We start from the raw sequence: 18988 nt of genomic DNA on the forward strand, positions 1-18988 counted from the left end.
ATTTGCGTTCGCCTTTCCATTGCGATCCCTCATGGCCCGAACATCATATTTCACAATCAGAAATATTTTCAATTCTGGCTATAATCATACCGAATGGAAATTTGTCAATGGTCGCGACGTCGGGCCGCGATGGCCGGGGTCCCGGACGGCTTCCGGCAGTCGGGGCCGGAATCCCTGCGCGGCTCAGAGAGGCTGCCCCGATCCCGACTCGACGATCGCCGGCGGCTGCCAGCTTTCATCGATCACCGACGGCGCCGCGGTCTTCGGCTGAAACATCCGAAGCATCGGCACGAAAGCCCCCTTCGGCGCCGGCAGCCAGTTCGCCTCGCGATCCTTTCCGGGCGAGCCGTGCTGCAAATAGAGCGTCAGCGAACCGTCGGAATTATATCGTAGGGCATCGCGCTGGCTGATCGTGAAACGGTTCAGCGGATTGTCGACGAACCACCAGCCGCGATCGACCTGATACATGGTCAGCGACCAGAAGCCGTCGACCGGCGGCAGCTGCCCCTTTGCAAAGGTCAGCGTGTAATTGTTGCTGCCGTCGAGCGGGCGGCCCTCGCTGTCCTTTTCGGCGTAGGGATAAACCGCATCTTCCTGCAGATTCGCGGGCCAGCCGAACGCCGCGACAACCGCGCGCTTCATATATTGGGCGCCGTAACGCCCAAGGTCCTTTGAGATCGTCCAGCCGCCGATTTGCTTGCCCATCACCGCTTTGTTCGCCTCGATCTTCGCGAGCGCGGCTTGCGGCAGATCGGCCAGCCCGGCGCGCGCTGCGGGATCGAGCCGGTCGATGTCGAAGGGTTTGCAAGGCACCAGCCCGATACGCGCCATCTGTGACAAGATCGGCGCATCTTCCGGACCGGGACGCGCGTCCTCGCACATCAGCCGCGCCATGAGGTCGAAATAGCCCTTTGTCCCCATGTCGAGGATGACCGTCTGCAGCTTGTCAGTCATGCTGTAGCCCGGAGCCGAATTCACCGGCGCCGCCACGGCCACATAGGGCTTTCCATGCGCCGACAGCGGCGTCAGGCGATATTGCGCCTGCAACGCATGGACCTTCGCATAATCCGCCTCGCTCCCGTCGGCATAGGTGCGCCCCAAGATGACGAGGTGCCGTGTCGGCGAACGGATTTCGGTCATGCCTTCAGGCACCGTGCCGCGCCAATTAGGGCCCGCAATCAGATAGGTGTGCGCCCCGCCCCCGGCGGTACGCCGACCCGGCGAATCCACCACGGGCATCCAGAGGCTGTACATCGGAAACAGGAAATACCGGTTCCCCATGTCGGGATGCGAAAAGACGACCGGCTCATCGCCGAGATCGAGCCAGGCAACCGAATAGAGCGTGTCGGCATTGGGCGCCGAAATGCCGCGATAGGCGGCGGGCGGATAGCGCTTTACATGCACAAACTGCCCCGCCGGAGCGCGCAGTCCTTCGACCTTGTCCACATTGCTCATCTGGACGCGCGTCACCTCGCTCGTGATCAGCGAATAGCCGTAGACATAGGCGTCCATCGCGATGGCGCGCGCCTCGGCGGGCGTAGGATCGACCGTGGACACGGGCGCCGGCTCGGCGCGAACCGCCGATAACGCCAACGCCGACACTGCGAGTCCTGCGCCAAAGCAGCGCTTGTAGATCGAAGCCATCGTCACTCTCCCTGCCTGCGCCGCCGAAATCGCGGCGCTCCTGATGTCAGAAATGCGTCGTCACGGACACGCCCAATGTGCGCGGATCGGCGCGCAGTTTCCGGATCGCCGTGCTTCCCGGAAAAATGCCGTTGTTGAGGCCGAGCTGCGCCGCCAGAACCTGATTGAAGCTCCCATAGGCATAGGCCTTGTTCGTCAGATTGTTGCCGAACAAGGCAACCGTCCAGCGCTCGTCGGGCGAGCTGAAACTCATCCGCGCGCCGACCAGCGCATATCCGTCCTCGATCGTCTGCGGGTTGTTGTCGGTGACCCCGCTGTTGCGATAATCCGAAGTGAACGAAATATTGCCGCTGAAGTCCCACGTCCAGCCGGTGCGACCGACATCGCCGCGCCAGTCGACGCCCACTCGCCCCGTCCATGCGGGCGCGAAATTGGCGGGAGTTCCTTTAAGGTCCTGCACCGTCCCGGCCGGAAGCCCGGGCAGCCCGCTGCCGGCGGCAAAGCTGGTGAAGCGACTGTCGAGATAGGCGAGCGACGCATTGACCGCAAAGCGCGGGACCGGCCGAAGCGCGAGATCAAGCTCAAACCCCTGATGGCGAAGCGAACCGGCATTGCGGACGATGAAGCTCGTCCCGTCGAAGCTCCGGTCCTGATAGCCGTCGATGTCCATTCGGTAGAAGGTGAGGTTCGCGGTCAGGCTGCGATCCAGCCACTGCGACTTGATACCGGCCTCGTAATTTTTCACCGTCTCGCGGTCGAAAAGCCGCTTGGTCGATACGACCGCCCCGTCCGGACCGAAGATGGTCAGCGATGGCGCCCCTGCCCCGCTGTTATACCCGCCGGACTTGTAGCCCGTCGAATAGCTGGAGAAAATCAGCACGTCGTCGATGGGCTCGAGGTTCAGGCCGATGCGATATGTGAAGCGATCGTCATCAAGGTCGGGCAGGTCGAGCACCTCGGACGCGCGGAGCGCCGCAATGAAGGGGGTGGCGATCGTCTGCGCATAAGCGCCCTTCTTCTCGTCCTTCGTCCAGCGGCCGCCAAGTACGAGGGTGAGCGGGTCGGCCAGCCGGATATTCGCCTGCCCATATGCCGCGAAGCTTTGCGAGACCTGGGTCACGACCTGATCGCTCGCGCCGCGCCCGCCGGTGGCCGACAAATAGGAATTGCAGGCCGTGCGCTGGGCGCCGGCGGGCAGCAGTGCGTTGCAATATTGCGCGCCCATGTCGAGCGTTTCGCCGATGCGATAATCTTCCTTATAGAAATAGAGCCCGGCCACCAGATCGAGCCGTCCGTTCAGCCATTCGCCGGTCGGCGAGAGATATTGCAGCTCGTGGTTCTGGCTCTTCGAGCGAAATCGGCTGACGCGTGATGCGATGGGAATGGGCAGGAAGGTGATGTCACCGTCCAGCTGGTCGTTCTTCCAGTCGCGATAGCTGTCGATAAGCCGCAGCGTGCCGCCAGCGAGGTCGAGCGATGCCTGACTGACCAGGCCCCATTGCCGGTCGTCGAGGTCGCCGGTTACGACCTGATTCATCATCCGGTCGCCCAAATTGGTATCGGGCAGCGCACCGCCGAGCCGTGCCGCAAGCCCCGCCAATTGCTGCGGACTGACCGATGCCGCATCGAAGTCCGCGTTGACGAAGCCATCCCCGGTCGACTTCGCATAATCGGCCCGGACGATCCATTCGATGCTTCCGAAATTCGCCTTCAGGCTCGCGCGCAGCGCATGATCATCCTGCGCGCCATAACGCTTTCCGTCGAGCCGGTTGCGCCAGACGCCGTCGGACCATTGCCCCTGTCCGGCGAGACGGAAGGCGACATCATCGGACAGCGGAACATTGATATGGCCGTCGAGCTTGTAGCGATCATAGCTGCCCGCCTCGGCCGTCAGCCGGGCCGAAAAGTTGCGCGCCGGCGCCGCGCTGCGGAGCGACAGCGCGCCCACACTCGCATTGCGTCCGAACAAAGTGCCTTGCGGGCCGCGCAGCACCTCGGCGCTTTCCATGTCCATGAAAGATCCGATGATCGCACCCGCGCGCGGAACATAGACGCCGTCGACGAAGGTCGCGACGCTGGGTTCGGTGGCGGTGTTGCCGAACGCACCGATGCCCCGGATGCTAAGCCTGAGCGAGGAAGCGACCGCCCCCTTGGTCGTCGAGAAGTTCGGCGCGACACGGCCAATATCCTGAACGCTCATCACATTGGAGCGGATCAGAGTTTCGCCGCTGAACGCCGCGATCGAGACCGGCACGTCCTGGATATTCTCGCCGCGCTTCTGCGCGGTCACAACGATCGCGCCGTCATCGACCGGCGTAGTCTCCGCGCTTTCCTGCGCCACGGCAGCGGTGCTCGCTGCGCAAAAGTAAATCGCGGTTCCGAGCGCAAGTGCGCCCTTGATCAGCTGGCTCAACCCGTCTCTCCCTGTATAGATATTGTCGGCGCTCAAGCGCCGAAATGCGTCACGTCGCGCGGTTCGATGCCCTGCTCAGCGCAATAAGCGAGGTAGCGGTCGACCGCGGTTCGCCAATTCTCGATCGCTGCCATCTGTCCGTCGTCGCCGAAATAGATGAGGTCGCCGGTCGTAATGTTGAGCGTCACCGTCGCGTCGCCATGGCCTTCGACGGTGATCGGCGTATGCCGCGATCCAGCGGTCTCATAAACGACGCTGCCGGGCGTCGCGATCCAGTCATGCTCGGCGTATCGCCATGCGCCGCTGATCGTGTAGACGATGACCGTGCCGCCATGATGATGCATCGGAAGCACCGTACCCATCGGCGCGCGAAGCAGCGTGACCGTCTCGCCGCGAACCGGATCCGCCTTGATCAGCTTGACCTCGACGGTGTCGCTATAGGGCGCGAAAGGCGTCCAGGGCAGGTCGTCGCCATGAATTATGCCGGTGTCGATCGTCTCGAAATTCATCATGGTCCCGCTCCCTTGACCGCGGCCTCCGGGCCGGGCTTTCCGGCGCCCCTAAACGGGCCCTTTCGTCCAAAGTTGACTTTGCGCGCCAAAATGCGTTTTTGAACGGCATGAAACCGGCGATGGGCAGATGGGTTCGGGGCGGTGTGCTCGCGGGAGTGCCCGAACTGGTCGCGGAACTGGGCGGCGACTTTGGCGCGCTCGCGGCAGAGGCGGGCCTGCCGCCCGGGATTCTGGAGGCGCCCGATACGCCCATCGAAGCGGCAGCGGTGCCACGCCTCCTCGATCTGGCCTCCGACAGGCTGAACTGCCCGGCATTCGGACTGCGGCTTGGGCAATATCAGGATCTGGGATTATTCGGCGCCCTCGGGCCGTCCATCCAGACGGCGACCACCGTGGGCGATCTGTTGCACAAGCTCGCCGCACTGTTTCCGTTCCATACGCAAGGCGCGATCGTCAGCCTCGTGAATGAAGAGAACGACCTTCTCGTTACCTACGAGCTGTCCGCCGACATCCACCCCTCGCATCGCCAGGTCGTCGAACTGGGTTTCAATATCCTCGTCCGCGAGATCAGGCGGCACCGTCCGGGATGGCAGTCGCCCTATGTGGCGTTCAGGCACGCGGCGCCTTCGAATCTGCGCTGGCATCATCGCCTGCTCGGCGCCCGCCTGCTCTTCAACGCCGATCGAAATGCCATGCTGCTCGACGCCGCATTGCTCGCGCTGCCGCGCCGACCCGACGAAGTCCTTTCACCCCCGGCTTCGACCCGGAGCGAGCAACTGGCGCGGACCGATTTTTTGCCCCTCCATACCGAGCGTCTGGTCCGGGCAAGCCTGCCCTCTCGTCTGCTGACCGTGCGAGAAGCGGCGGCCCTGCTCGGCACCTCGGTCCGAAGCCTGCAAAGAAGGCTCGGCGCAGCAGACACCAGCTTCGAAAAAATCGTCGATGCGGTTCGCGCCGATCTTGCGCTTGCCTATCTCACCGACTCGCGCCTGAACGTCGCGCAGATTGCTGAAGCGCTTCTGTTTTCCGAAACAAGCGCACTCTCCCGCGCCGTCCGCCGCTGGTACGGTTGCCCTCCCCGCACGCTTCGCCTGCGCGGCATCCGTCATCAGTTCGTCACGTAGGTCGGCTCAACGCTCGCACCAGTTACGATAGCGACGGCAATGCTAGGACTGCGCTGGACCGGATGGATACATCTCCCGATAATATTCCACGGTGGGTGGCGCGCGAGATTCTGCCGCATGAGGGGCGGGTCCGGGCATGGCTGACGCGCCGATGGCGTGGCGCAATAAACACCGATGACGTGATTCAGGAAGCCTATTGCCGGTTATCCTCGCTGAAATCGGTAGAGCATATCGAGAACCCGCTCGCCTATTTCCGCCGCACCGCACATGCGGCCGCCGTCGATGCTGCGCAGGACAGCAAAAAAAATTTCGCTCCGATGACGGAAACATCTTTTTTTGAAGTCTGGGATGAGAGTCCGTCCGTCGATCGCTGCATGGAAGGGAAACAGGAACTGGACAGGGTCGGCCGAGCGCTCTCCGGTTTATCGGAGACCGTAAGGCGGGTTATCGAACTGCGCCGCATCGAAGGATTGTCGCAAAAAGAAACGGCCAGGCAGCTCGGCGTAAGCGAGAATGTCGTGGAGAACAGCATGGTCCGCGGAATTCGGCGTGTACTCGCCCTGATGGCCGAGCAAGATGTCGATGACGAAATAACGAATGAGCAAGAGGATGCGCGGGTTGGCAAGCTTGGTTCCGTATAACCCGATAGACGAGCAGGCGGCACGATGGGCGGCACGAACAGCGGGCGGCGATCCGTCTGCCGAAATGGCGGCCGCGCTCGAATCCTGGCTGTCGGAAGACCGGCGACATCGCGGCGCCTATTTACGTGCGTGCGCCGGCCTTGCTGCGATCGATGAATCGACGCGCAATCCGCCCCTTGCCCACCATGCCGCGATGCCGCCGGCCAGCAGCAACGACAATGAAGACTTCGGCATCGCAACGACCGAGGCGTCGCCAAGACGCAGATTTGCGTTCGTCATCGGCGGCGCCCTCGCCGCTTCGGTGGCGTTGATCCTCGGCTCGATGACATCGTCACCCTTTGGCCCTCAACCCGGCACGCAAGCGGCGCATCGCCTCAATCTTGCCGACGGCTCGGTCGCCACGCTCGCCAAAAACGCGCGGATCGAATTCGGACTGACCGACGGCACGCGCAAGGTGATGCTGTTGAATGGCGAGGCGGCATTCCAGGTCGCCAAGGACGCGGCCCATCCTTTCGTCGTGCAGTCCGGCGACGTCTTCGCACAGGCGACCGGTACCATATATTCGGTTCGCCGGGTCGGTGAGAGCGGAGCCTTTGTGCGGGTCGATGAAGGAAGCGTTCTGGTATGGAGTCGCGGTCAGAAGGATCAGGCGGTCCTCCTTCGCGCCGGAGGCACGCTCACGCTCGGCACCGCGCGGCCGGCGGAAACGGCTCAAATCAATCTTGACGACGTTAACATTGCCGATGCGGCCGCGCAATTCAATCAGGTCAACCACACCCAGATCGTCATTGCGGATCGCGCGATCGGCGAGGTGAAGATCATCGGGTTGTTTGAAGCCGATGACCCCGAACAGTTTGCAAAGTCCGCGGCACTCGCCACCGGGTCAAAGGTCGAATATATTGACAATAATATTGTAATAAAAATGAAGTAAAAATGACCATAAAATTTATTATTTAGATTCTGACGGAAGTCATCATGAAACCCGTCTCTATTGTTGACACCAACAAGCGGGGACATCATGCGTTTCAACATAAATCGTTCGGCCACCAGCATTGCCTTGATTGCAGCTATCTCCTGCAGCACGGCAGCCCATGCCCAGATGCGCTCGTTCAACATAAGAGCGCAGCCCGCCGCCAGCGGGGTCAAGGAGTTCGCCCGCCAGGCGGGCATCCAGGTACTTTTGACCAGCCGCGATGCCAGGAATCGCTCCACCAATTCCGTGAAAGCCACGCTCGACACGCGCGCCGCCTTGAGCGCGCTGCTGGCGGGGACGGGCCTCGTCGCCCGCTCTTTCGATGGCAACACCGCCGTTATCGGAGCTGACGCGCCGGAAACCGCCGCTGGCGGGGACGATATCGTCGTCACCGGATCGCGAATTTCCCGGTCCGATCTGGAATCGCCCATGCCGGTCAGCGTCACCAGGATGGACGATGCTTTCGACCTTGGGATCATCAATGCGTATGACGCCTTGCGACGGGACCCGGCGCTGGGCAACGGCCTCGACTCTTCCGTTGGCTGTGTAGACTGCAACACCGGCACCGATACGGGACTGGGCGCGCTCAACCTCCGCAACCTCGGCATCAACCGCACCTTGACGCTCGTCGACGGTCAGCGGCGCGTGTCCGTGCTGGCGGGGGCGTCGGCCGTGGACCCCAATATGATCCCGGTGGGGATGATCGACCGGTTTGAGGTGGTGACGGGCGGCGCCGCAGCGGTTTACGGGGCCGACGCAGTCACCGGCGCAGTCAACATCATCACGAAGAAGAGCATCGAAGGCCTGGATTTGCGCCTGACCGGCGGCGTGTCAGAGAAAGGCGATGCAACCCGGTTCATGGCTTCGCTCGTGACCGGCGGCACCTTCGCCGGCGATCGCGGCTCCTTCATCATCGGAGGAACATATTCGGGCACCAATCCCTTCTACTTCCGCGATCGTATCGGCATCGGCAATCAGATGACCTATGTCAGAAACCCTTCCGATACCGGGCCAAACGACGGCATCGCGGACAATATCATTTCCAGGAATTTCCGATATATTTATCTCGACTGGACGCCCAGCATCTGGATCAACAACGCCAACTATAACAATGCCGAGTTTTACATAGAAAATGGCGCCCTGCGCAGGGCGCAATATAATAACCAGTGGGTGTATGCACAGACATCGAATGGCGATGGCGGCGATGGCCGCTCGCTCATCGACGTCGGCCAGTTTCAAGCCCGAACGCGCACCGCGTCCATGATGGGGCGTGTCGGTTACCAGCTGACCGACGATATCGAATATGGCGCCAATTTTTCCTATGCGCATGTGAAATGGCAATCGGACTCGCTTTTTTACCGGGCCGACGGTCGCGACGCCAATGTCCCCAAGGCCAATTTCGAAAACCCCTTTACGCCGCAGGCGGTCAAGGATTTCATGACCGCGAACGACCTGACGCAAATCGGCGTCCGCCGCGCCTATGGGAATATCCCGGTCAAGGTGCTCAACCGCGAGCATGAGGATATCACCTTCGCCCAAAACCTCAGCGGCAGCTTGGGCAGCAATCTTCGCTGGCAGCTGTTCTGGCAGTACGGCAAGGCGCGCCTCGATGCCATTAGCCGCAACAATGTCGCCTACTCGCTCTGGATCAATGCGATCGATGTCGTTGCCGACGCGAACGGCAACGCGATGTGCCGAAATGCCGCGGCGCGGGCGGCTGGCTGCCTGCCGCTCAACGTTTTCGATACCGGCCTGGTCGATCCTGCCGTCTATCAATATTTCCTGCGGGACCGGCACGAAATCAAGGTCAATACGCAGGAAGTTTACGGCGGCAACATTAATGGCGAGTTATTTTCTCTGCCTTATGGAGAGGCCTCCATCGCGGCTGGTGTAGAGCATCGCCGCGAAACGATCGACACCAAGGATGATCCCGCGGCCCATCTGATCACCAGCGGTTCGGAGCCGCCCCATCCGAACATCCTGGCGTCCATGAATGTAACCGAAGCCTATGGCGAAATCGTTATTCCGGTGCTCAAGGATATCCCGTTCATCCGAAATCTGGAAGTCGAGGGCGCATATCGTTACTCCGACTATTCCACATTTGGCGGGACCCAGGCCTGGAAAGGCGGTGTGACATGGTCGCCCGTCGAAGGTCTGACTTTCCGCGGCGTCCGTTCGCGCAGCGTCCGCGCGCCGAATTTTTCCGAACTCTACACACCGCAGTCTCAGGTGGGTTCCGGCACCACCCCCGATGCCTGCGATGTTCAGCGGTACAATCTTACCCCGACACGCGCGGCGAATTGCCGCGCACTCGGGATCCCCGCGCCGCTGCCGCTCAACTTCGACACCTATATACTCAGTGGCGGCAACCCCGAGCTGGAACCCGAAGTATCGAACAGCCTGACGTTCGGCGCCATTTTCCAGCCCCGCTTCATTCGGGGTCTGGACATGACGGTCGACTATTGGGACATCGACATCAAGAATGTGATCGCATCCTTTTCCAACACCAAAACGATCGAGCTTTGCGTCGACCTGCCCTCCATTGACAATGTGTTCTGCAACGCGGTGGTACGCCGGCCTGACGACAAGAGCGTCGACTATGTGAAGTCCGTCCTGATCAACGCCTCCCGTCAGCGAGCTCGCGGGGTCGACCTTGGCGTCAACTATCGCCAGCCGCTGGGCGCCGGAATGCTGAATCTGGCATTCAAGGGCACCTATCTGATCTCGAACTTGCTCGAGTCTACGCCGGGGATCGCCGCGGGCAATGTCCGCTACGATGGAGACAGCGCCAATCCGCGCGTCCGCGCCACGCTCTTGGCGGCATATCAGATCGGGAAATTCGCCGTCTCTCTGGACACGCAGTTCAGAAGCGCAACCAACGTCAACGTGAACTCGCCGTCCGACGAGCAATATGAGCGGTATAAAATTCCGGCATATGTTCTCAACAATATCGCGTTGCACTATGACATTACCGAAAATTACCAGATGGGCATTGGCATAAACAATGTTCTGGGCGTCAAGGCCCCCAGCTTTCCGGCAACTTATGCGAGTACGATTTTCGATCAGGTCGGACGATATTTTTACGGGTCCGTTCGCCTGAAGATCTGACGCGGGGCGACGCGGAGGAGGCCTGAACCCGCCAACCGCGACGGCCCAAAATTCCACCAATCACGAACCGCCCCTCTCCTTCCTTCCGGAGGAAAGGGGCGGCGATCATCAAGGCGCCGAACAGCGCAGCTGACCGGCGCGGGCGTTTCAAACGCCTTGAAGGAAAGGACTTCCGACACAATGCGACGCTTTCTTCTCGTGGCCGCCGCCCTCTTGTCCGCCGTCCCATCCTTGGCGCTGGCCAAAGATGAGGTACGCGGACTGGAGGGCCTCTCCGCGTTCAGATCTCTGTGCGGAGTTACCGCCGCCGGCTTCTTCGGCGACACGGCCACGATTACCGGAACAACGCTGAACTCGGGCGGCGGCGTGCTCTATCGCAAAGGCCAGTCTCCATGGGCGCTGCTGCCGATTCACCTCCGCGGACCACATTCGATCGTTCAGCTTCCCGACGGTCGCTGGCTGATCGGCGACACAGACAATCATCGGCTGGTGCAGATCGACGACCTTTCCGGAAAGGGCGAAATCTCGCGCTCGGAACTGCTGGGCATCAAACTCAACCGGCCGCATGACGAGATCGTCGACCCCGGCACGGGCGACGTCTATGTCATCGACGGGGGACGCCACCTGTTCCGCTTCAAAAGCCTGGAAGGCCCGATCGAGGTCTGGTCATTTGGTCCCGACGAAATGAATTACGTCCGTGCGCTGTCATGGATCGACGGCAAGCTGCATCTTATCCATTCAAGCCGCGGCGAAGTCATGCGCATCGATGACTTCGACAAGCGGGAATATACGCGATTTGGCAGTCCGCGCTCGCATGCGGCCGTCACGCCGGAAAATCCTCATCGCGATTTCCCCGCTGGCGCGCTTTCCCTTACCGGACTGGTCCTCAATGATGTCGAAAAATTCGATGGCTGGTATTACGGAACCAACTTCTTCACGCCGTCCTATGCGAAGGGCGCCGACACCGCCCCCGCGAGACTGATCCGCTGGCGGTCGTGGGGCGACTTCTCAAGCGGCGTCTGGGAGGATTTGAGCGATCGCCTTCCCTCAGCCGACGTCCCCGTGGTGCCCTATTTTCTGACGGCGCATGATAGCGGGCTGTATGTCGCATATTTCCAGCCGTCCGAACCCTGCGCTCCTGGCGGCGTGGTTCGTCTGGAAAAAGCCAGGTGACGGCACAGGGATGCTCTTGAGCTTGAGTGAGCGCCACTCTTTTGCTCGGCTACTCCGGCCGGAGTTCGATATTTCGATGCCCTGAGATAATGTCGAGGATGATCTCGAAATAGGTGGCCCCATTCCCGCTTTCCAGATCGGCGATCTTCTTCTCGGTCCAGGCCCGGTCGAATATTTCGGGACGCGCAAGCTTTGCGAGGTAGAAGTCCAGCGTGGCATCGTGACCCAGTGCAGCTTTGCTTCGCTCGATATCGCGCCAGACAAGCTTGATCGCTTCCTGTCCTTCGATCGCGCCGAAGCCGCCGTAAAGAAGATCGTCCAGAGCATCGAGACTTTGGCCGAGTTTCCATTCCTCTTTCAGCATGAAGACGCGGTTGATCTCATCATAAAAGGTCGCGATGTCGTGAACCGCGCCCCCTTCGATCGTCAGCGTTTTCCGGGTTTTCATGATCGACCGGGCGACACGTCACCAAAATCTTTTGGTGTCGAACAGTTCGTCATACGCGTCGTCGGCCTGCTGAAGCAGCTTTTTCCTGCCGCGATCGCTCGGAAGCAAAGCATCTGCGCCGGCTTGCCCGATCCATCCGTGCCGGGTCATCACGTCGCGTGCTGTAACCACATCGTTGAGCGTGCCCAGTCGGTCCTGAAGTCCTTCCAACGCAGCGACAAAGCGCTTCTGCCGTCGCTGCTCGCGTTTCCGGCTGAACAGCGACCCAAAGAATTCGGACGCATAACGAAGCTTCTTGGCGTCCTTGCGAACATCGTGACGTGCTTCGTCATCGCTGCCCGCAATCGCCCTGCCCCTGCGCTTGATCCGGCGGCGCAGCCGCGCAAGGACCGTTGTCGCGAACAGGCGCGCGGGCTGCGCACCGAAGCCATCTTCGTCGACCCACCGGCTCTGGGCAAGGAATTGCACGATGTTGAGCATGATGGCGCGCGCCCGGTCGCCAGCCAGAATATCGAAGAGCGCATCATAGGCGGTCTCGCGTGCAGCGGCTATTTGCTCGTGCAATGCGCCGGAGGGCGCCCGGCTGAGCAGGACGTCCAGATCGCGAACGTCGCCAAGGCATGCGGCAAGCCAGCGCAGTTCTTCCCCGAGCCCTGCCCCCGTGTCGCCGATCATCGGCTTGAAAATGGAAAATGCCGATCGCAGACGGCGAATGGCAACGCGCGCCTGATGCAGGGCCTTCGGATCGCGGGTCTCGCACAGCGAATCTTCGTTCAGGCGGAACTGGCGAATGCAGGATTGGACGATATGCCTGAAGGCGTCGGCGGTGCTGCCGTCGGATGGAAGCGCGATCGTCAAAGCCTTGATACTTGCCTGAGGCGCCGGGATCAGCCGATATCCGCGCTCCGATTTCGTAACGACGCCAAGCCGGACGGGCACAATGGCGTCGATCCGCCGGGCAAGGCCGAACAGGGCGGCAGGATCGCCGAGTTTCAGTTCCAACTCGATTTCGCAGATTGGGGCAAGGTGGTCGCCAGCGGCGACTTCGCCGCGATCCAGCACGACCTCGATGCTCGTCCCCTCCTCATCCATGATCCATTTGCGGCGTTCGACACGCACGTCAAAGATCGGCGCGATCTGATCGACGGCATCGCCCAGCATCATCGGCAGCGGGGTCGTATGATCGAGGTGCGGAGTATCGCTATCGACCGATCGCTCCCATTCGGTTCGCACGAAAAGGCCCACGGCACTCGGCCCGTCAGCCTTGATGGTCTGGATGCGGACATCGCCAGTGCGACGGATTCGAAGCGAGAGTCCGGCTTTGGCAACCGCATGATCGCCCGTGTCGAAATAGGTCGCCACTTGCTTTACGGTCTTCGCATCGTCCGCGAACAGCTTCGATCCCAGCATCCGCTCGGCATCGGCAGACGACAACTCCAGTTTCAGTTCGATTTCGTCAGCCATGGTCCATCCGGGCAAATATTATAATGTCGGAAATCCTCTGGATTGACGAACGTTCCCCACCGTCGGCTCGGTAACATGGATCGCAAGGCCTGAATGACGGGGCAAAATGACAAGGACGTGACGCGAGCCAGGCCGCGCCCGCGACCTGTGTTGCGTGGCGGTACAGGGCTTCGTCCGCGCGTCATAGCGACTTTATGAAAACATCGCCTTCGTCATCTTCTCGTAACACCGCCCGTCTCTAGGGACTGCGGCGGCCGTTGCAGTCCCTTGCTCGGCAGCTTCTCCCCTTCCTGCGAAGGAATTCCTCCCTACTGCCTCGTCCCTTACGGGACGGGGCATTTTTACGAAGCCGGGTGGAGAATCGGGAGCAATGTTCTGAACCCGGCTACCCGCCGCCGACAGGGCCGCCCTTCTCATGGCGAATGACGATGAGCGCGGGTCGCGGCGGACCACCGTCGACGAAATCGGGCCAGCAGGTCACGGCCGTGTCCACATTCTTTGCCCGCTCCGACGGATGCTGGATCGACAGAAAGAGATTGCGACCGTCGGGCGTAAAGGCCGGACTGCAGCATTCCGCCTGCGCCGGCGCCGAATAAAAGAGACGCGGCAGGCCCGCCTCCGGTCCGCTGACATTCATTGCCCACAGGCCGTCATGGCCCCGGATGCCCGGCCCGTCGCTGCAAACCCACAGACGTCCGGCAGGATCAAACCCGATATTGTCGGGCTCGACGAACCAGCCCTCACGGCTGGTCGCGGGGGGAAAGGTCGCACCGTCAGAAGGGTCTGATGGATCGCCGCACAACAGGAATGTGCGCCAGTCGAACCGTTCGGCACCATGGTCCGGCTTGCCATGCTTCAGCGGTGGCAGCATCTCGAGCATATGACCATGCGCGTTGTTCGGTCGCGGATTTGCGGGATTGACCCGCTCGCTATCGCGCGCCTCATTCCCCGTCAACGCGATGAAGACATGCCCGCTCACCGGGTCCGGCGCATAACCTTCGGGCGAGTCCATCGGCGTCGCACCCAGCAGGTCGGCGGCTCGGCGCGTCTGGAGCAGCACGTCGGCCTGACTGTCGAACCCGTTCGCGGCGGTGAGCGGCCCCTTGCCCCAGACCAGCGGCAGCCACTGCACCGTCCCATCCGCTTCGAAGCGCGCGACGGACAATATCCCTTCGTCCAGCAGGTCGCGGTTGGCGGCCCGATTGTCGGGATCGAAGGCACGCCGCGTGACGAACCGGTAGCAATATTCAAATTCCCAATCATCGCCCAGATAGACAACGACCCGCCCGTCGGCAGCCAGCGCGCAATGCGCGCCTTCGTGGGCAAATCGCCCCAGCGCGGTGCGTTTTACCGGCGGCGCGTCGGGCGTGAAGGGATCGATTTCGACCACCCACTCGAAACGGTTGGGCTCGTTGGGCGTGCGATCGAAATCGAAACGGTCGTGAAACCGCTCCCACCCATAACGGCTACGCCTCGCGCTTTCATAATGATTGCGGTGCAGATGATCGCGATCGGGATGCGCCTCGACATCGCCGGCAAAGAAATCGGCCGATCCCTCTTCACAGCTCAGGATCGTGCCCCATGGCGTGATGCCGCCGTTGCAATTGTCATGGGTGCCCAGCACCCATTTCCCCGTCGGGTCCGCCGCGGTCCGCATCTTTGGATGGCCGGCGACCGGACCCGAGATACGGGCCGGCGTATCGGCGGTGATCCGGCGGCTGAAGCGGCTCGACCGATCCACCTCCCAGGTGTCGCCGCGGCGGCGCACCTCGATGATCGACAGGCCGCACGACGCCATCATGATATCCGCCTGCTCGCGTGTGATCTTTTCGGCCGCACTTCCGGCCTCGAGCCCCGGAAACATCAGATGAGGAATGGGATATTCGTGATTGACCGCCAGGATGCCGCGGTCGGACGCACCGGGCGTCAACGGAATGAAGGCGGTGTAATCATTATTATAGCCGAACTGTCGCCGGGCGGTGCTGGCGCTCTGCGCGCGAAAGTCGAATTCGGGCGCATCGGCGAACAAGGGATCGCCCCAGCGTATGAGAATCTGCCGCGCATAGCCTTCCGTCAGGACATCGTGCGGGAGCGGCGTCAGCCGGACCTCGGCGAAGTCGAATGGCGGCGACGGCTCGGCTGCACGCGCGAAGCTCGCTCTCCCCGGCATCGGAAGCAGCGCGAGACCCGCGGCGCCAGCCAGCAGCTGCCGCCGTCCCACCAACGATGTGATCGGCGGGGATGCGCTGCGCGGGCGATAAGGACGCACTCCGCCCTTGTCGTTGCGGACAAGGGCGGGATGCTCGCGTTTTTCGGCCGGATCAGAAGGAAGCATTGATACCGAACGTCACTGTACGCCCCGTATAGCTCGCATTTTCCAGATAACGGCTTCCCTTGCCATAACGCTCGTCGACGATCGGGTCCTTGCCGCTGTTGAGGATATCGACCGCGTTGACGAACAGCTTGATCTGCGGCGTGACCGCAAAGCGGAGCTGGCCGTCGAGCGAGCCGTGGCCCTGTTCAACGATACGGACGTTGTAGCTGGAGAAGCGCACCGCCTGACGATCGCGCCAGCTATACGCCAGCGTGCCTTCGATCCCATATTTCTGATAGGTCAGCGCCGTGGTGACGATCTTTTCGGGCGCGTTGAAGAAATCGCCCTTCTCAAGCCCCTCGATCCCTGCATCCGCCTTGCTGCGCTGGAAAGTCGCGTTCGCGTAGATGCCAAGTCCGCCAAGCGCGCCCGGCAATTCGGTGAACTGGCGTACAAGGTTGAGTTCGAGGCCATAGATTTCGGCGCTCTTGCCGTTGGTGTAGGTCGTGACATCGTCGATCACCTTGCCAACCAGGCGCGGATCATTTTCGAACCGCTCTTTGTCACCTTCGGTTTCGGGCGCGATGCCGCTGAAGATGAATTTGTTGATCTTCTTGTAGAACACCCCGCCCGAAATCAGACCGATCGATCCGAAATAGCGTTCGACGCTGAGGTCGAAGTTATAGGCATAGGCAGGCTTGAGGCCCGGATTGCCGATCGTCACATCGACCTCGCCATCGGCTTCCTCAATCTCGGTCGCGCCAGAGATATAAAGCGGTTCGGGACGCGCGATCGAGGTGTAGAATGCGCCGCGCACAACGAAATTGTCCGAAGGACGATAGTTGAGCTGAAACCGCGGCAGGATGTTCGTATATCGGGCCTTGCCCTTGATCTTGTTGAAGACGGGGTCGGCGCCCTCCAGCTCGATCACCTCATAATTGTCCGACGACACGCGCGTATGGTCGAGCCGCGCCCCGCCGATCAGTTCGACATTCCCCCAGACGCCTTTCGCCATCACATAGGCGGCGTAGGTATCTTCGTCGCTGGTATAGCTGTCGCCGTCGAGCGGGATCGCTTCGTCCTCGACATATTCGTTCACATAATCGCCGGGGTTGGCCGCGATCAGGCCCTGCGAATAATTGCGCCAGTCCTTGAGGTTCGCGAGATTGAGCGACAGGAAGGGTGCATAGGGCGCGCCGACGACGCGGGTGTCGACCAGCTTTCCGACGCCGAATTCCTCCATGGTCAGCGGGCCCGTCAGCTCCATCACATTGGCCTCGAACAAGGTACGGCGCGACCGTTCGGCCTTCAGTCCGAACTTCACCATCCGCAGCCAGGAGCCCGCCGGTTCATATGTGACGTCGATATGTGCCGAATAGCGCTCGTTTTTCGAATCATCGATATCGATATCATTATAGCCGAGGACATAGCCCGCCGGGTCGGCGATCGCGGCGACATCGGCGGCGCTCAGGTTCGGTTGTGGAAAACGGCCGGAAAAGTCATAGCCGAACAGATTGCTGTCCAGTTCCTTCGTGAAGGCGACCTCGTTGTCGAAAGGCTCTTCGCGTTTCGCATTGGAATAGCCTGCGCCATATTCCAGCGTGAAGGCGCCCGCGCGCGTGGTTCCGTTCAGCACATAGCTGTTCTGCGTCAGTTCGGTCTCTTCATACTGGTTGAAGATGTTGACGCTCCCGGGCTCGGTCAGGATCAGCTGGCCGTCGCCGTCATATTCGTCGGTACCGCCCTCGAAATAGAGCGCGTTGCTCAATTCCTTGTCATACAGCCGGTTGAAGCTCGCCTTGAACACCAGCTGGGTCGCGTCGCTGACGGCCCAGTTGAGCGCGAGATTGGCCGAAATATTCTCGCGATCATTGTCATAGCGCGTGAGGTGATATTGCAGCGGCGTCACGCCCGCCGCCGGATCATCCTCGGACAGGGCCAGATAATCCTCGTCCTGATAGAAGACGAAGCCCCGCGTTTTCCGCTTCGACCAGGCGCCGGAAACCAGGATCCCGAACCGGTCGTCGGCGCCGAACTTCGTCGCGAGCGTGCCCTGCACCATCGGCTGCACCTTGTTCGCCAGATCGTGATAGAAACCGCTCACGGTAAAGTCGGCGACGGGCTTGCGATAATCAAAGGCCGTCGCCGTTTCGAGCACCACCGCGCCGCCGATCCCGTCGGCTTCGTGATCGGGAAGCAGAGTCTTGTGGACGGTGATCGACGACAATGCACTCGTCTGGATCATGTCGAGCGGAACCCGGCGATTTTCCTTTTCGGGCTGCGCCGCATTCATGCCGTTGAACTGGGTATTGTTAAGGCCGCTGTCGAGACCGCGGATCGAGATGTAACGCCCCTCGCCCGCATCGACTTCGCGTTGCACCGACACGCCCGGGACGCGGCGAAGCGCCTCGGCGGCGTTGAAGTCCGGAAATCTGCCAGCCTGATCCGCCGACACGACGTTACGCGTATTATCCGCCGAACGCTGCTCGCTGAGCGCCTTGGCTTGCGCCGCGCGCTGGCCCGTTACCACGATCGCCGTGCCGTCCTGACCCAGCATCACGTCATGCCGCGCCGCCGTGCCGCCGACGTTTACGCGCTCGCTTTGCGGCGGAAAGCCTAGATAATCAACAACCACCGTGTAAGTGCCAGCGGGCAGGTTTCCGAAATGATAGACGCCTTGCGAGTCCGTCGAGGCGGTCTGGCCGGTCTCGACGATCCGTACCGTCGCGCCGCCCAGCATGGCGCCATTGTCGGTTTGCGATACAGTCCCCGTCAGCGAGCTGTCGGCAGTCTGGGCGAAGGCTGGTGCGGCGGGCGCCATCAACGCCAGAACGGCTCCTCCACGCAACAGCATGGCGGTAAAACCAATGGCAACTCTCGATTTCGAACGCATGAACTTCTCCCTCCCCGGCATCGGGACGACGCGGGCTGACTGTGCGACGGTGCGCAATTACGGATGGCAGCCTCTAAGCCCTGGTTCACTCGGCCACACCGCGACTTCAACCCATGGGAAGTCCGGAGACCGGGCAATGAAAGTTGCCGGCAAGCTGTAGCGGCCCGCTATCGGTTCATTGTTTCAGAATGGCTACATCGACGCTGGATGCGTTGCGGTTCGGTCGTCGCAACGTCGAAATGGGAAAAGGGGCGCCGCCCCGCCGCAGAAGCCGAGCATGA

The 18988-nt window shown here is 61.4% G+C and carries 12 protein-coding genes; 5 read left to right on the top strand and 7 right to left on the bottom strand.

Features of this window, described 5'->3' with window-relative positions; translation table 11 throughout:
* Window positions 1-183 precede the first annotated feature (183 nt).
* The 3 genes from ACSYDV_RS17245 to ACSYDV_RS17255 are packed head-to-tail and all read right to left on the bottom strand — an operon-like array spanning window position 184 to window position 4569.
* A complete protein-coding gene (locus ACSYDV_RS17245) occupies window positions 184-1644 on the bottom strand; it encodes a DUF1254 domain-containing protein (protein ID WP_438325056.1) in 1461 nt (486 codons plus the stop codon).
* Window positions 1645-1690: 46 nt separating this feature from the next.
* Window positions 1691-4057 (bottom strand): TonB-dependent receptor, encoded by a 2367-nt coding sequence (locus tag ACSYDV_RS17250; RefSeq protein WP_438325057.1) that lies wholly within the window; start codon window positions 4055-4057, stop codon window positions 1691-1693.
* A 32-nt stretch (window positions 4058-4089) separates the two neighbouring features.
* Window positions 4090-4569, bottom strand: coding sequence for a 2,4'-dihydroxyacetophenone dioxygenase family protein (locus ACSYDV_RS17255; RefSeq protein WP_438325058.1), 480 nt, complete (start codon window positions 4567-4569; stop codon window positions 4090-4092).
* 119 nt (window positions 4570-4688) lie between these two features.
* Here ACSYDV_RS17255 and ACSYDV_RS17260 point away from each other — a divergent pair, with 119 nt between their 5' ends.
* The 5 genes from ACSYDV_RS17260 (at window position 4689) to ACSYDV_RS17280 (ending at window position 11588) form a co-directional block, all read left to right on the top strand.
* Window positions 4689-5693, top strand: a complete 1005-nt coding sequence (locus ACSYDV_RS17260) for an AraC family transcriptional regulator (RefSeq protein WP_438325059.1) — start codon at window positions 4689-4691, stop codon at window positions 5691-5693.
* 62 nt (window positions 5694-5755) lie between these two features.
* A complete protein-coding gene (locus ACSYDV_RS17265; RefSeq protein ID WP_438325060.1) occupies window positions 5756-6334 on the top strand; it encodes an RNA polymerase sigma factor in 579 nt (192 codons plus the stop codon).
* On the top strand, window positions 6312-7265 hold the full coding sequence (locus ACSYDV_RS17270) for a FecR family protein (protein ID WP_438325061.1): 954 nt from the start codon (window positions 6312-6314) through the stop codon (window positions 7263-7265). Before ACSYDV_RS17265 ends, ACSYDV_RS17270 begins: the two co-directional genes overlap by 23 nt.
* 87 nt (window positions 7266-7352) lie before the next feature.
* Window positions 7353-10415 (top strand): TonB-dependent receptor domain-containing protein, encoded by a 3063-nt coding sequence (locus ACSYDV_RS17275; RefSeq protein WP_438325062.1) that lies wholly within the window; start codon window positions 7353-7355, stop codon window positions 10413-10415.
* A 180-nt stretch (window positions 10416-10595) separates the two neighbouring features.
* Window positions 10596-11588, top strand: a complete 993-nt coding sequence (locus ACSYDV_RS17280; RefSeq protein WP_438325063.1) for an NHL repeat-containing protein — start codon at window positions 10596-10598, stop codon at window positions 11586-11588.
* A 49-nt stretch (window positions 11589-11637) separates the two neighbouring features.
* On the opposite strand, the gene ACSYDV_RS17285 is transcribed toward ACSYDV_RS17280, so the two are convergent.
* The 4 genes from ACSYDV_RS17285 to ACSYDV_RS17300 all read right to left on the bottom strand — a co-directional run bounded on the left by ACSYDV_RS17285 (window position 11638) and on the right by ACSYDV_RS17300 (window position 18707).
* A complete protein-coding gene (locus ACSYDV_RS17285; RefSeq protein WP_438325064.1) occupies window positions 11638-12036 on the bottom strand; it encodes a barstar family protein in 399 nt (132 codons plus the stop codon).
* 18 nt (window positions 12037-12054) lie between these two features.
* Window positions 12055-13500: a CYTH and CHAD domain-containing protein gene (locus ACSYDV_RS17290; RefSeq protein ID WP_438325065.1), complete on the bottom strand. Its 1446-nt coding sequence runs from the start codon at window positions 13498-13500 to the stop codon at window positions 12055-12057.
* A gap of 385 nt (window positions 13501-13885) precedes the next feature.
* The gene (locus tag ACSYDV_RS17295; protein ID WP_438325066.1) at window positions 13886-15835 is read right to left on the bottom strand and encodes a PhoX family protein; all 1950 of its coding nucleotides are present in this window, start codon (window positions 15833-15835) and stop codon (window positions 13886-13888) included.
* Window positions 15822-18707 (bottom strand): TonB-dependent receptor, encoded by a 2886-nt coding sequence (locus ACSYDV_RS17300; RefSeq protein ID WP_438325067.1) that lies wholly within the window; start codon window positions 18705-18707, stop codon window positions 15822-15824. Before ACSYDV_RS17300 ends, ACSYDV_RS17295 begins: the two co-directional genes overlap by 14 nt.
* Window positions 18708-18988: the final 281 nt, after the last annotated feature.

It is taken from the genome of Sphingopyxis selenitireducens (assembly GCF_051550705.1).
Classification (GTDB): domain Bacteria; phylum Pseudomonadota; class Alphaproteobacteria; order Sphingomonadales; family Sphingomonadaceae; genus Sphingopyxis.

What these genes read in the sequence shown, in the direction of transcription:
- ACSYDV_RS17255 (WP_438325058.1), bottom strand. Translation starts at nt 4,569, where the DNA reads ATGATGAATTTCGAGACGATCGACACCGGCATAATTCATGGCGACGAC.
- ACSYDV_RS17245 (WP_438325056.1), bottom strand. Translation starts at nt 1,644, where the DNA reads ATGGCTTCGATCTACAAGCGCTGCTTTGGCGCAGGACTCGCAGTGTCG.
- ACSYDV_RS17280 (WP_438325063.1), top strand. Translation starts at nt 10,596, where the DNA reads ATGCGACGCTTTCTTCTCGTGGCCGCCGCCCTCTTGTCCGCCGTCCCA.
- ACSYDV_RS17265 (WP_438325060.1), top strand. Translation starts at nt 5,756, where the DNA reads ATGGATACATCTCCCGATAATATTCCACGGTGGGTGGCGCGCGAGATT.
- ACSYDV_RS17295 (WP_438325066.1), bottom strand. Translation starts at nt 15,835, where the DNA reads ATGCTTCCTTCTGATCCGGCCGAAAAACGCGAGCATCCCGCCCTTGTC.
- ACSYDV_RS17275 (WP_438325062.1), top strand. Translation starts at nt 7,353, where the DNA reads ATGCGTTTCAACATAAATCGTTCGGCCACCAGCATTGCCTTGATTGCA.
- ACSYDV_RS17285 (WP_438325064.1), bottom strand. Translation starts at nt 12,036, where the DNA reads ATGAAAACCCGGAAAACGCTGACGATCGAAGGGGGCGCGGTTCACGAC.
- ACSYDV_RS17290 (WP_438325065.1), bottom strand. Translation starts at nt 13,500, where the DNA reads ATGGCTGACGAAATCGAACTGAAACTGGAGTTGTCGTCTGCCGATGCC.
- ACSYDV_RS17300 (WP_438325067.1), bottom strand. Translation starts at nt 18,707, where the DNA reads ATGCGTTCGAAATCGAGAGTTGCCATTGGTTTTACCGCCATGCTGTTG.
- ACSYDV_RS17260 (WP_438325059.1), top strand. Translation starts at nt 4,689, where the DNA reads ATGGGCAGATGGGTTCGGGGCGGTGTGCTCGCGGGAGTGCCCGAACTG.